Here is a 14,519-nt window from a genome sequence, read left to right on the forward strand (position 1 = left end):
TTTCTACCGTTTGTTTATTCTGCATATGTTTCAGGAGGGTTACTCCAGCCATGAAGACGCACGTTTATATTTAAAAGATTAAAGAATGAAAGATCGCTATTACAGTCAACCGGTTGAAGAGATATTGCAACAATTAAAAGTTTCATCAGATAGAGGACTTTCGGAAGATGAAGTGAAAGAACGGCTTACCCGGTATGGCCCCAATCAACTCCAATCCCAAAAACAGAAAACACTCCTGATGATGTTCTTTGAACAATTCAAGAGCATCATGGTAGTTATTTTACTTATCGCTGCCGTCGTGTCGGGAGTGATCGGCGTCATGGAGGGCGAAGGATTGGTAGAAGCTTTTGTGATACTGGCGATATTGGTGATCAACGCGGTGATCGGTACGGTACAGGAGAAAAAGGCACAATCGTCGTTGGATGCGTTGAACAAGATGAGTTCACCTCATTCGAAAGTGTTACGGGAAGGACAGGTGACAGAGATCACATCCACCGAAATTGTGCCCGGCGATATAGTGGTGTTGGATACAGGCGATATTATCCCTGCCGATTTGCGTCTGATAGAGGCGGTGAATATGAAAGTACAGGAATCGGCTCTCACTGGTGAGTCGCTACCTGTAGAGAAGAGTGAGGAAGTGTTGGAGGCGAAAGAACTTCCTTTGGGTGACCGGGATAACATGGCTTTTTCTACCAGTACTGTAACGTACGGACGTGGTAAAGGAGTGGTGGTCGGTACCGGAATGGAAACCGAAGTGGGCAAGATAGCCCATATGCTCCAAAATACGCAGGATACGGAAACGCCGATGAGTAAACGTCTCGGACAACTCGGTAAAGTGTTGGGTTATGTAGCGCTGGGGATCTGTGTCTTTATATTTATTATAGGCGTCTTGTACGGCAATCACTGGTTAGAGATGCTGATGATGGCTGTCAGCCTGGCAGTAGCGGCTATCCCTGAAGGATTGCAGATAGTCTCCACTATTGTATTGGCTATTGGCGTACAGCGCCTGGTGAAGTTGAACGCCATCGTGCGTACATTGCCTTCAGTAGAGACATTGGGGAGTGTCACGGTGATCTGCTCCGATAAAACAGGTACGCTTACACAGAATAAAATGACCGTTGTGGAAGGATGGACAGGTGGTAACCGCATCGATTTCCGCAATCCACCGCTTCCCGAAGAACTTGATAGCGATGAGCAGATGTTGCTGCAATCATCTTTGCTCTGTACCGATGCACATCTTAAAATGTTGTCAGGTGGAGAACATGAGATTGCCGGAGATCCTACGGAAACTGCTATTGTGGCTGCTGCTCTCGGATTGAAAATGGATAAAAATGAATTGGACAGCCGCTTCCCCCGCGTGGAAGAAGTGCCGTTCGACTCCGAAAGGAAAAGAATGTCGACCATCAACCGTATGGAGGACGGGAAATTCCGTGTAAATCTGAAAGGGGGACTGGATGAGGTACTTGCGGTTTCCTCGCAGATACTTATCCACGGAAAAGTGCGTCCCATTACCGAAGAAGATAGTGAGACCATCAAAGAAGAAAATCAACGGATGGCGCAGTCGGCATTACGTGTACTGGCCGTTGCATACAAAGATATAGATACCCTCCCTGATGAGGTGAATGCGGAAACGATTGAGAAGGATCTCATCTTTGTGGGGCTGCTCGGTATGATTGATCCGGCCCGCCCCGAAGTAGTGGAAGCAGTGAAAAAATGCAAGACAGCCGGGATTCGTCCCGTGATGATCACCGGTGACCATAAGGTGACAGCAGTCGCTATTGCCGGTGAGATAGGGATTTACAATGAAGGGGATAAAGCCGTTACGGGCACCGATGTGGAAGAGATGGACGATGACACGCTTTATCGAGACGTAGAGGCCTATTCGGTATATGCGCGTGTAGCCCCTGAACACAAGGTGAGGATAGTGAAGGCCTGGCAATCTCATGATGATATCGTGGCGATGACCGGTGACGGGGTGAATGATGCGCCGGCGCTCAAACAGGCAGATATCGGTGTATCGATGGGAGTGGTGGGTACTGAAGTAGCCAAAGAAGCATCGGACGTGATCCTGACGGACGATAATTTTGCGACCATCGTAAGCGCTGTGGAAGAGGGACGCCGTATTTATGACAATATACTAAAGGCTATACAGTTTTTGCTGTCGGCCAATGTGGGAGAGGTATTACTGATCTTTATCGCTTCTATTGCCAATATCGGCAATCCGTTAACTCCTATCCTTATATTATGGATTAATCTGGTCACAGACAGTCTTCCTGCGTTGGCATTGAGTATGGATCCTGCCGATAAGGATGTGATGACCCGCAAACCGCGGGATCCCAAACAGGGATTTTTCACCAGAGGGATGATCCGGAGAATAGGCTACCAGGGAGCTACTATCGGCCTGATCTCATTGGCTGCTTATATTATTGGCTTTAAGGATGGAGGTCAACCTTTAGGACAGACTATGGCTTTTGCCGTACTGGGTTTTTCGCAATTGTTACATGTACGCAATCTGCATTCCAACAGACGTTCTTCTTTCCAAACAAGTATATTCAGTAACAAGTCATTGCTAGGAGCAATCTTCTTGTCGGCTCTACTCCTATTTGCTGTACTGGTGATACCTGGCGTAATGGAAATTTTTGGTGTAACGGCGATGGATGGCACTCACTGGCTTTATGTAGGCCTTCTTTCTCTGGTGCCTATTGTTGTGGTAGAACTGATGAAACTGATGAAGTTCAATCACAGTAAAGACGAATATTGAAATTAATGTGCCAATGTACCAATGTGCCAATGTCTCCGGTTTGGTAGCATACATATACCCCGGGTTGTATGCTCCTTGAGGATATTAAAATCACGTTAAACAATCCTTAAATTGCGCAAAGTGTAGTTTTTTGTGCAATAAATCAGATATTTTTCGTATTTTTGGAATTCGAAATTTACATTCTTGTGTTAAATCTGCCCTAATCCTTTCAATTTAATTTTGTTAGGTTGTCATCTTTTGGGTTAAAAAAAGGTATATATGGAAAATCTGAATACGGCATTAGGCCTATTGGTGGTAGGAATGGTTACTGTCTTTATTATTCTTTGGCTGGTTGTAGTGATTGGTAATTTGGTGATTCGCCTCACCAATCGTTTTATTCCGGTGGCAGATCCGTCGGCAGGTAAGCCCGGAAATGGAGGTACTGCAGGAAAGAGGGTTCATTCTAAGAAACTTGCAGCCATTGTGGCAGCCGTGGATGTGGTGACACAGGGAAAAGCCAATGTGGAATCCATAGGGAAGAAATAAATCAAAAAATACATTTTTAATATGGGAAGAGAGATAAAATTCAGTCTTATGTACAGGGACATGTGGCAATCGTCCGGTAAATATGTTCCCACTGTAGAGCAGCTCACGGAGGTAGCTCCTGCAATTATTGATATGGGTTGTTTTGCCAGGGTGGAGACAAACGGCGGTGGTTTTGAGCAGATCAACCTGCTGTTCGGGGAGAACCCCAACAAAGCCGTACGTGAATGGACGCAGCCCTTTAATGATGCGGGTATACAAACGCATATGCTGGAACGGGGATTGAATGGAATACGTATGAGCCCGGTACCGGCTGATGTGCGCAGGCTGATGTTCCGGGTGAAGAAGAAACAGGGAACCGATATTGCCCGTTCATTCGACGGACTGAATGATCCCCGTAATTTAGAGAATTCCATTAAATTCGCCAAAGAGTCAGGGATGATTGCCCAGGCTGCGCTCAGCCTGACGGTATCGCCCATTCATACGGTAGAATATTACACTGAGTTGGCTGATACCCTGATCGGGATGGGTGCTGATGAGATCTGTGTCAAGGATATGGCCGGTGTGGGACGTCCCGCAAGTATCGGCAAGATCATCAAAAAAATCAAAGAGAAACATCCCGATATACCTATCCAGTACCACGGCCATGCCGGTCCCGGTTTCCAGATGGCTTCCATCCTCGAAGCTGCCTATGCCGGTGCGGAATATATTGATGTGGGTATGGAGCCGCTGGCCTGGGGGACAGGACATGCTGACGTGCTGGCAGTACAGGCTATGCTTAAGGACGCCGGTTTCAAGGTGCCGGAGATCAATATGAAAGCTTATATGAAAGTGCGTTCTCTCACGCAGAAGTATATTGACGATTTTCTCGGTTATTACATCAACCCGAAAAACCGGTTGAATAACTCACTGCTGATCGCACCCGGATTACCCGGTGGCATGATGGGCAGCCTGATGGCTGATCTGGAGAACAACCTTTCTTCTCTCAACAAGTGGAAGAAGAAGCACGGACAGCCGAAACTCACGCAGGACGATTTGTTAATCAAACTGTTTGATGAAGTGACTTATGTATGGCCCAAGATAGGGTACCCGCCGCTTGTCACACCGTTCAGCCAGTATGTCAAGAACCTGGCGCTGATGAACGTATTACAGCTTGAAAAAGGCAAAGACCGCTGGACGATGATCGCTGATAATATCTGGGACATGATCCTGGGTAAGTCGGGTAAACTCCCCGGCGAGCTGGCTCCGGAAATAGTGGAGATGGCGAAACAGCAGGGTCGTGAGTTCTATACCGGCGATCCGCAGGCACTCTATCCTGATCAGTTGGATGAGTTCCGTGCAGAGATGAAGGGAAATAATTGGGATTTTGGACAGGACGACGAAGAGTTGTTCGAATTAGCCATGCATCCGGAACAATACAGAGCCTATAAGTCGGGTGATGCCAAGAAATCTTTCGAAGCCGAATTGGCTGATAAAAAAGCAGAAAAAGAAGCATCGGTAGTTCCGGTACCTCCAAAAGCGGAGGCAACCAATGTCAATAGTTTCCAACCCAGAACGCTGGTCGTCAATATTGATAATGAAGAGTATGTAGTGAATATATCCTATCCCGGAAACGGGGATGGAACGTCTCTGCCACAACCCGCCGTTCAGTCAACCGCTCCTGTAAAGCAACCAACCGCAGTAAATGCGACACCACTCTCTTCTAATGGACAGGTAAAAGAGGTGGTTTCGCCGCTGGAAGGGAAATTCTTCCTTACCAAAGATTCTTCGGAAACTGCGGTGAAGGTAGGGGATACTGTGCAGGCAGGCGATATTATCGGTTATATCGAGTCGATGAAGACTTATAATGCCGTGGCTGCTGAAGAAAGCGGTAAAGTGACGGAGATTTGCTTCCCCAACGGCACTGCAGTAGACGAAGATGATGTACTCATTAAAATGGTATAAGAAATGAGTGAAATCTTTGCCAGTCTGACAGAAATGATGGGATTCAGCATGATAGGTTGGGAGACCATCCTGATGTGGGTGATCGCATTTGTCCTATTGTATCTCGGTATCTTTAAAGAGTATGAACCGCTTCTGCTTGTCCCTATCGGTTTTGGTGTGTTATTGGCCAACCTGCCCGGCGCAGGGCTTGGCATAGTGGACAGTGCCCTGGTGCATCATGCCGACGGTAGTTATATGAACCTGCTTGAGATCGCTGACCAGCACGGTATTATGAATTTCCTCTATTACGCGTTGATCAAGACCGGTATCCTGCCGCCTGTCATATTCATGGGAGTGGGTGCGCTTACCGATTTCGGGCCAATGCTGCGTAACCTGAAACTCGCATTGTTCGGTGGTGCGGCACAGATCGGTATCTTCTCGGTATTGCTTGCCGCCGTTATCATGGGTTTTACACTGCCTGAAGCCGCTTCCCTCGGAATTATCGGTGGTGCCGACGGGCCCACGGCCATCTATACCACCATTAAGCTGGCTCCCCATTTGTTAGGCCCTATTGCTATTGCTGCCTATTCCTATATGGCTTTAGTGCCTGTGATCATCCCGGCGGTGGCTAAATTGCTGATGACCGAGAAGGAGTTTAAAATTCATATGAAGAAGATGGATAAACAATATCCGCCCAAGCATGATATCAAGCATCTGAAGATTGTAAAGATCATTTTCCCGATCGTGCTGGGAGTAATTGTGGCGGTTTTCGTACCTTCTTCAGCACCGTTATTGGGGATGTTGCTGTTCGGTAACCTGGTGAAGGAAATCGGCGCCAATACAGGCCGACTTGCGGAGGCAGCTTCCGGCCCCATCATGAACACTGCTACCATCTTTCTGGGGTTGACCGTAGGGGCTACCATGACATCGGAAGTATTCCTCTCAGGCCAGACACTGGGTATTATTGTAGGGGGATTCCTTGCTTTTGCCGTTTCGGTAGCCGGCGGGATATTTTTTGTGAAACTATACAACCTGTTTGCGAAGAAAAAAATCAATCCCCTTGTGGGTGCCACGGGACTGAGTGCTGTTCCCATGGCCTCTCGTGTAGCCAATGATGTGGCATTGAAATACGATAAGTCGAATCATATCCTGCAGTACTGTATGGCCAGCAACGTATCCGGCGTGATCGGCTCGGCCGTGGCGGCAGGTGTATTGATCTCGTTTTTAGGTTGATAAAAACGGCTAAAATTGTAATTAATTATATGGTGTGCGGCTCACGGGCCGCACACTTCTTTAATAGCCTCGGCAATCAGTGGTACACCCCGCCGGATGGTTTCCACATCAGTATTACAGAACGATACCCGCATACAATCATTCTTAATGCCGTCGGGATCGAAAGTTTTTCCCGTCACAAAGACTACCCCTTTCTCAATCGCTTTTTTCAGGATAGCGGTAGCATTGCTACCTTCGGGTAATTGCAGCCAGGTATAGAATCCTCCGCGTGGCTTTTCGAAAGTCACATAGTCCGGCAGGAATGCCTCCAGCGCCCCGATCATGGCCAGTCCGCGCTTTTTATATTCTTCCCTTATGTTTGCCGTATAATTGTAGATATCTCCCCGCCGTATAAATTTATCGGCGAGCATTTGTGATATACTGGGTGAACAGGCATCGATCGATTGTTTGATCAGTTCGCATTTCCGGTAGATCTCTTCCGGCACCAGCATCCATCCCAGTCTCAAGCCGGGACCCAGGATCTTGGAAAATGATCCGATATAGCAAACATCGACCCCTTCCGGGTCTTCCGCCTTGATCAACTGCATTTCCTGCAGGTCCTCCTCATAAAAATAGAGGTCGTTGTAGACATCATCTTCGATGATGGGGATATCTCTCTCTTTCAATAGGACCACGATCTCTTGCTTCACCTTCCGTGAGTAGATAATTCCCGCGGGATTATGGAAGTTGGGCGTGTAATAGAGGAATTTGGGAGCGGGTAGGGTGGAGCTGAGTCTCTTTTTGAGTTCTTCGGTGTCCATTCCGTCCTCTTTTAGTGGGATGGAGATCAGGTTTGCCTCGTAGGCGCGGAAGGCGGAGAGTGCCCCGATAAAGCTGGGTGTTTCCACCAGTATCGGATCTCCGGGATCAATAAACGCCTTTGCAAGGATATGGATGGCCTGCAATGCTCCTGTAGTGATTATCAGTCGGTTGGATTTTACCGGTAACCCTTTCTTTTCCAGGTAGCCTGATAATGATTCCATCAACGAAGGGAATCCTGTGGTCGGTCCATATTGTAATGCTGTCTGTTTTTCCTTTTCGGTGAGTGATTGATAAATCCGGTCGATCGTTTCGAGTGGGAACAGTTCATTTCCAGGCATACCACCGGCAAAAGAGATTATATCGGGAGCCGTAGCGAGGCTCATCAGGTCTCGTATCTCTGAGGAGCGAAGATTAGTGACACTGTTTGCGAATCGGGTCATAGTTGATAATTGATAGTTGACACTTGACAGTTGATAATTACAAATTTGTGTGGACTTAAATCTTAAATTTTGAATTTTGAATCTTGAATCTTGAATATGAAATCTGCTCAAAGCTGATAAATATCACATTGGGACAGTAGTTTCACACCTCTATTTTCCAGTACCTCGGTTACGGCGGATATATCTGCTGTGCGGATGACTGCCAGTGCCACATCACGGTTTGAAAAAGCATACATATAGTCCACATTGATATTCTCTTCAGTGAGTATCTTTAATATCTGATAAAGCGAACCCGGCTCGTCGGGTATGTTCACGCAGGCTACGTCGGTCAGTCCGATCGAAAATCCTGCTTTTTCCAGTACTTCCTTTGCCAGTGCAGGCCTTCCCACCACCATGCGCACAATGCCGTAATCCGTTGTCTCGGCCAGGTTGAGCGCAGTAATGTTTATATCATGTTCGGCCAGAATACGGGTTAACCCCGTAAGCCTTCCCGACCGGTCTTCCAGAAAAACAGATAATTGTTGAATATGCATCCTGTTGATTATTTTGGTAATTTGGTGATTTGGTAATGAATTCAAAAATGGTTGATAATTTATCTCACACACCCTTATTCCTATGGTCGATAATCCGTTTTGCTTTTCCTTCGGAACGCTCTATGCTGTTGGGTTCCACTAATCTGATGATCGCGCTGATCCCCAGCAGGCTTTTGATATTCTGATCGATGCGTCGCCGGATCCCTTCCAGTTCGCGGATGCTGTCCGACCAGTTCTTCTCATCGATCTCCACCAGAACTTCCAGCGTATCGAGATTGTTTTCCCTGCGGACGATAAGTTGATAATGGGGTGAGGTCTCGGACATCTCCATCAATACCGATTCCACTTGCGAGGGAAAAACGTTCACGCCGCGGATGATCAGCATGTCGTCGGTACGTCCCAGGCATTTCTCCATACGTACCAGCGTCCGCCCGCAGTCGCATTTCTCCCGGTGCAACCGTGTAAGGTCGCGTGTCCGGTAGCGCAGCAGGGGCATTGCCTCTTTACTTACCGTAGTGAATACCAGTTCACCCATTTCCCCGTCCGGCAGTACCTCCAGTGTTTCGGGATGGATGATCTCCGGGATAAAATGATCTTCGAAGACATGGTTCCCACACTGGCACTCGCACTCCATAGAGACACCCGGTCCGATCACTTCGCTCAGGCCGTAAATGTCGTATGCTTTAATGTGCAGTAACTTTTCTATCTCCCTGCGCATCTCGTTCGACCACGGCTCTGCACCGAAGACACCTGCCCGCAGTTTGATATCCTTGGGTGAGATCCCCTCTTTCAGGATGCTTTCACCCAAATGCGCTGCGTACGACGGTGTACATGCCAGAATGGTGGCATTGAAATCGGTCATGAACTGCAACTGTTTTTTTGTATTGCCGCTCGATATAGGAATGACCGTCGCTCCCACTTTCTCGGCGCCGTAGTGCAGCCCCAATCCTCCGGTGAAGGGGCCGTAGCCGTAGGCTATCTGAATGGTATCGCCACAGTGGATGTTCGCCATAGTCAGGCTGCGCGCCACCACTTCCGCCCAGATATTGATATCCTGCTGGGTGTAACCTACCACTGTTGGTTTTCCTGTTGTGCCGCTTGAAGCATGTATCCGTACCACCTCATTCTGGTGCACGGTGAAGAGTCCGAACGGATAGTTCTCCCTCAGATCGGTTTTGGTAGTGAACGGAAGCAATTTCAGCTGATCCACGCTCCGTATATCGCCCGGTTCAATTCCTCTCTCTTTCAGTTGTTCTCTGTAAAACGGCACGTGGTCGTACATCCGTTGTATCATGGCAGAGAGTTGCCTGCTTTGCAGCGCGTGCATCTGTTCTCTTTCCGCACATTCCCTTTCGGGGTTCCAAATCATCTTATTCCGACGCATATTCTTTTCCAAGCCTGAATGCTTTTATATTCATATCGATTATTTCTTCTCCTTTTCTCTCAAAAAACAGCCCGATCGCTTTTTCCAGTTCCTTTGCCTTTATCCCCAGATAAGGGGAAGCAGCTCCCAGCATAACCACATTAAAAGTTTTCGGACTTCCCGCCTTTTTTGCCAGTGATCCGGCTTCTACAGGAAGATATACGGTCGATTCGCTGATGGTCTCCATCAGTTTCTCCTCATCCGGATAGTCGGGAATATTCTTATAAGGTTCGGTGGCGGTGACGATAACGCCCGTGGGCGACAGGAAAGGGAGGTAACGGAGTGCCTCCATGGGTTCGATCGACAGGATCAGGTCTGCTTTGCCGAGCGGGATCAGATCCGAAAAGATCTCTTCCGACGAGATACGCAGGTGCGATTCCACCGCACCGCCGCGCTGGCTCATACCGTGCACCTCAGCTTGTTTTACGTTCAGCCCCAGGTTCATTGCCGCCAGGTCGATGATCGACGCAATGGTAAGTATCCCTTGGCCCCCGACACCTGCAATAATGATATTTTTGTTCATTCTTTACCCTTTTGATTGATTCAGATTGAAAGAGATTGATTGTCAAATCCGATATCCCAATTCTCACTTTCCACTTTTCACTTTTCGTTTTTCACTTTTTTTCGCTGTCTGCACACATTCCCGTTGCGCGATGATCACGGAAACACCCTGATAGTCGAGTTCCTCTTTCAGTGTTTTTACGTTGTCTTCGAGGTTTTTTTTCAATGGTACGATTAACCGGATGTGCTCTTCCTCCACGCCGATTCCCCTGCATATATCGTAAAAGCGGTCTGTGCCAGCCGAATCCTGGCCTCCTGTCATTGCCGTAGTACCGTTGTCGGATATGATGACGGTCATGGGCGACCGGTCGTTCACCGCATCGAGCAACCCTGTCATTCCCGAATGGGTAAAGGTAGAATCCCCGATTACACACAAGGCCGGTCGTATTCCTGCGTCGGCAGCGCCTTTTGCCATGGTAATGGCCGCACCCATGTCCACACAGGTGCTGATGGCGTTGTAGGGGGGCAACGCCCCTAAGGTGTAGCATCCGATATCCCCGAAGACATGGTGTTCCGGATAATTTTCCATTACACGGTTGATGGCGTCGAACAGATCCCTGTGGCTACAGCCTTTACATAGCATAGGCGGCCGTCCCGTTACGATCCCGGGCACAGTCCGTATTTCCCCCGTATCCACTTTCAGCGCTTGGGCCAGCAGGTTAGGAGAGAGTTCTCCTGTGCGGGGCAACGCCCCGTCTAACCGTCCCCGGAATTTCCCATTTCCGAAATATCCCTTCAGTAGTTCTTCATAGACGGGATATCCTTCTTCAGCAATGAGCACGGAGGAATATCTCTCTGCAAATTCTTTTATTTTCTTTTCAGGCAGGGGGTATTGTGATATTTTAAGCACCGGGATATGGAGCCGGTACGACTTGATCACTTCCATGGCATAATTGTAGGCAATACCGAAAGCGATGACAGCCGTGTGACCTTCCCCTTCTGTTACCCGGTTAAAATCCGATAATTCCGAGGAAGCTGCCAGTTCCTGTTGTTTTTCGAGCAGGTGTTGGTAGTTTTTCCGGGCGTTTGCCGGCAGAAGGATCCATTTTCCCTTATCTCCGGAAGGGCACAATCCGTTTTGTTCCCGTGGTTCCCTGCGCATGATTGCCGCACGTGAGTGGGAGAGTCGTGTAGGGATACGCAGCATCACCGGTAATTCCGTCCTTTCCGACAGGTCGAATCCGTAGCGTACCATATCATAGGCTTCCTGCTGGTTGGCAGGTTCCAGTATAGGGATCATGGCGAATTTGCCATACACGCGGCTATCCTGTTCGTTTTGCGACGAGTGCATCGAAGGATCGTCCGCCACGGCTATTACCAATCCCCCGTGTATACCGGTAATGGCCGCGTTCATGAATGCATCGGCAGCCACGTTCAATCCTACATGCTTCATGCAGGTCAGACTTCGTTTCCCCGCGTATGACATTCCCAATGCGGCTTCGAACGCTGTTTTTTCATTCGTCGCCCATGCCGACCGCACCTCTGCTCCGTTGGTCTGTACTGACTGTTGTATAAATTCCGTAATTTCCGTAGAAGGAGTGCCCGGGTAAGCATATACCCCGGATATTCCGGCATCCAGCGCTGCCTGCGCAATGGCTTCGGCTCCCAGTAATAGTTGTTTGTACATATTTTTCAGTAGGTTTTTGCAGATTGTGAATTATACAAAAAACCTCCTAATAGTGTGTTTTTATTCAAAAATCAAAGATTCAAGTTGCAAATGTACAAAAAATAAGCCCATAAAGTTTTAAATTTTCAAAATTAGAATGATTCTAAATATACTTTGTTCCTTATAGCGATTTTATATTCTTTTTTTATTGTTCTTAATATATATCATATCATCCAGAAATAGTGATAATACTAAGATAAACAAACAATAAACAGGATTTATGTTTTGGAAAAACACAAAAAAAGCGAACCCGGAAAAGGCTCGCTTTTACTATAAATATGTTGTCTGTTTAATACTCTATACCCTGGTTACCGCTTTTTTCGGGGCGTTCAGGCCTTTCGGGACGGGGCAATAATACTTTACGTGACAGTTTGAATTTACCGGTTCTCGGGTCGATATCCATCAGTTTCACCTGAATCTTATCACCTTCCTTGATACCTGCATCTTCCACTTTCTCTAACCGTCTCCATTCGATTTCGGAGATATGGAGGAGTCCGTCTTTTCCGGGAAGGAATTCGACGAAAACACCGTATGGCATTACTGAACGGACAGTCCCTTCGTAGACTTCCCCGATTTCGGGAATGGCCACAATACCTTTGATCTTTGCCATGGCAGCATCGATAGAGGCTTTGTTGTTGGCAGATATTTCCACGCGTCCCTTGTTGTCGATTTCCTCGATGGTGATGACGGTGCCGGTCTCTTCCTGCATCCCCTGGATAATTTTTCCACCCGGGCCGATTACGGCACCAATGAAATCTTTCGGGATCTCGATCACTTCAATCCGTGGAGCATGCGGTTTCAGGTCGGCACGGGGTTCTGAGAGGGTTTCCATCATTTTCCCCATGATGTGTTCGCGTCCTGCTTTGGCCTGTGCCAGTGCTTTTTCAAGGATCTCGTAGGAGAGCCCGTCCACTTTGATATCCATTTGTGTGGCGGTAATACCGTCTCTGGTGCCGCACACTTTAAAGTCCATATCGCCTAAGTGATCTTCGTCACCTAAGATATCGGAAAGAACGGCAAAATTCTGCCCTTTGTTCTCCGAGATCAATCCCATGGCGATGCCGCTCACCGGTTTCTTAAGGGCTACCCCTGCATCCATCATCGCCAATGTGCCGGCGCAGACAGTTGCCATAGAGGAAGAACCGTTTGATTCCAGGATATCCGACACCACGCGTACCACATAGGGATATCCTTGCGGGATCATCCGTTTGAGTGCGCGATGCGCCAGATTGCCATGTCCTATCTCACGACGGCCTGTACCGCGTTGCGGACGGGCTTCTCCGGTGGAGAAAGGTGGAAAGTTATAATGTAACAGGAAACGGTCAGTACCATGTACCAGCACATCGTCTATAATTTTTTCATCCAATTTGGTGCCCAGTGTGACAGTTGTCAGCGACTGTGTCTCACCACGCGTGAAGAGTGCTGATCCGTGAGGCCCGGGTACAAAATCCACTTCGCACCAGATGGGGCGGATCTCAGTGGAGCTGCGGCCATCGAGACGTTTTCCTTCATCAAGGATGCAACGACGCATTGCCTCTTTCTCCACGGCATGGTAGTAACGACCTGCCAGAGATTTTTTCTCTTCTCTTTCTTCTTCGGGGAGCGTTTCCATGAACTCTTCCAGGATTGCTTCGAATGCTTCTATCCGTTCGTGTTTGTTTGGATTCTGTGAAGAGGCTACAGCATAAGCTTTTTGGTAGCATTTATCCCATACTTGTTTGCGGAGTTCTTCGTCGTTCTCTTCGTGGCAGTAGGTGCGTTTTACCGTTTTTCCTGCCATCTCGGTCAGTTCCATCTGTGCACGGCAATGTTTTTTGATCTCCTCGTGCGCAAATTTGATGGCTTCGAGCATTTCTGCTTCAGATACTTCATTCATCTCGCCTTCCACCATCATGATATTGTCGATGGTAGCGCCTACCATGATATCGATATCGGCCTGTTGCAATTGTTTGAATGTAGGATTGATCACGAACTGTCCATTGATACGTGCCACACGTACTTCCGAGATCGGCCCGTTGAAAGGTATGTCCGAAACGGCCAACGCAGCAGAAGCGGCCAGTCCGGCCAATGCGTCGGGCATATCTTCGCCGTTGGAGGAGTAGAGGATTACATTTACAAAAACGTCGGCATGGTAATCATCTGGGAAAAGGGGACGCAGTGCCCGGTCAATCAACCGGCTGGTCAGCACCTCTGAATCGGAAGGTTTTCCTTCACGTTTCATAAAACCACCCGGGAAGCGCCCGGATGAGGCAAATTTTTCTCTGTATTCAACCTGTAAGGGCATAAAATCAGTTCCGGGGGTTGCATCTTTGGCGGCACAAACAGTGGCCAGCAGCATGGTGTCACCCATACGGAGGGTGACGGAGCCATCGGCTTGTTTAGCCAGTTTCCCCGTTTCCAGCGTAATCGTGCGTCCGTCTGACAACTCGATTTGCTTTACAATTGGATTCGTCATAAATGATAAGTTATTATTTTCTTTGCATAAAATCCCTCAAAGGTACATAAAGTTTTGGTTTCTTGGAGCATTCGGGACTATAAAAAACAGGAATTGCCTTAATCTGGCATTCCTGTTTCCCGGAAAAGAGTGTAATTTATTACTTTCTGATGTTTCGCAGTTAAAAATGAAGTTGATAATCAGAGGATAAGAGATAAAAAA

General features: G+C 47.9%; 10 protein-coding genes. 4 read left to right on the forward strand and 6 right to left on the reverse strand.

The features are described from left to right. Positions 1–85: 85 nt before the first annotated feature. From U2P89_RS11190 to U2P89_RS11205, 4 genes are all read left to right on the forward strand, one after another. Complete coding sequence (locus U2P89_RS11190; RefSeq protein ID WP_322191441.1) at positions 86–2,761, forward strand: calcium-translocating P-type ATPase, PMCA-type; 2,676 nt, start codon at positions 86–88, stop codon at positions 2,759–2,761. Positions 2,762–3,019: 258 nt separating this feature from the next. Continuing rightward, positions 3,020–3,286, forward strand: a complete 267-nt coding sequence (locus tag U2P89_RS11195) for an OadG family protein (RefSeq protein ID WP_076929312.1) — start codon at positions 3,020–3,022, stop codon at positions 3,284–3,286. Positions 3,287–3,307: 21 nt separating this feature from the next. Continuing rightward, a complete protein-coding gene (locus U2P89_RS11200) occupies positions 3,308–5,227 on the forward strand; it encodes a biotin/lipoyl-containing protein (protein WP_322191442.1) in 1,920 nt (639 codons plus the stop codon). 72 nt (positions 5,228–5,299) lie between these two features. Further along, a complete protein-coding gene (locus U2P89_RS11205; RefSeq protein WP_409568046.1) occupies positions 5,300–6,439 on the forward strand; it encodes a sodium ion-translocating decarboxylase subunit beta in 1,140 nt (379 codons plus the stop codon). A gap of 41 nt (positions 6,440–6,480) precedes the next feature. Here the strand turns inward: U2P89_RS11205 and U2P89_RS11210 are convergent, their stop codons facing one another. The 6 genes from U2P89_RS11210 to pnp form a co-directional block, all read right to left on the reverse strand. After that, positions 6,481–7,680, reverse strand: a complete 1,200-nt coding sequence (locus U2P89_RS11210; protein ID WP_313381072.1) for a PLP-dependent aminotransferase family protein — start codon at positions 7,678–7,680, stop codon at positions 6,481–6,483. Positions 7,681–7,787: 107 nt separating this feature from the next. Continuing rightward, positions 7,788–8,213, reverse strand: a complete 426-nt coding sequence (locus U2P89_RS11215) for an ACT domain-containing protein (RefSeq protein ID WP_019537793.1) — start codon at positions 8,211–8,213, stop codon at positions 7,788–7,790. 64 nt (positions 8,214–8,277) lie between these two features. Then, positions 8,278–9,582 carry a phenylacetate--CoA ligase gene (locus tag U2P89_RS11220; RefSeq protein WP_322191443.1) on the reverse strand — a complete coding sequence of 435 codons (1,305 nt, stop codon included), beginning with the start codon at positions 9,580–9,582 and terminating at the stop codon, positions 8,278–8,280. Between the two features lies 1 nt (position 9,583). Further along, positions 9,584–10,159, reverse strand: coding sequence for an indolepyruvate oxidoreductase subunit beta (locus U2P89_RS11225; protein ID WP_092026866.1), 576 nt, complete (start codon positions 10,157–10,159; stop codon positions 9,584–9,586). A 63-nt stretch (positions 10,160–10,222) separates the two neighbouring features. Continuing rightward, complete coding sequence (locus U2P89_RS11230; protein ID WP_322191444.1) at positions 10,223–11,824, reverse strand: thiamine pyrophosphate-dependent enzyme; 1,602 nt, start codon at positions 11,822–11,824, stop codon at positions 10,223–10,225. A 328-nt stretch (positions 11,825–12,152) separates the two neighbouring features. Then, positions 12,153–14,318: a polyribonucleotide nucleotidyltransferase gene (pnp, locus tag U2P89_RS11235; RefSeq protein ID WP_092119473.1), complete on the reverse strand. Its 2,166-nt coding sequence runs from the start codon at positions 14,316–14,318 to the stop codon at positions 12,153–12,155. Positions 14,319–14,519: the final 201 nt, after the last annotated feature.

The sequence above is a fragment of the Proteiniphilum sp. genome, from assembly GCF_034331125.1.
In the GTDB taxonomy this organism is placed as follows: domain Bacteria; phylum Bacteroidota; class Bacteroidia; order Bacteroidales; family Dysgonomonadaceae; genus Proteiniphilum; species Proteiniphilum saccharofermentans.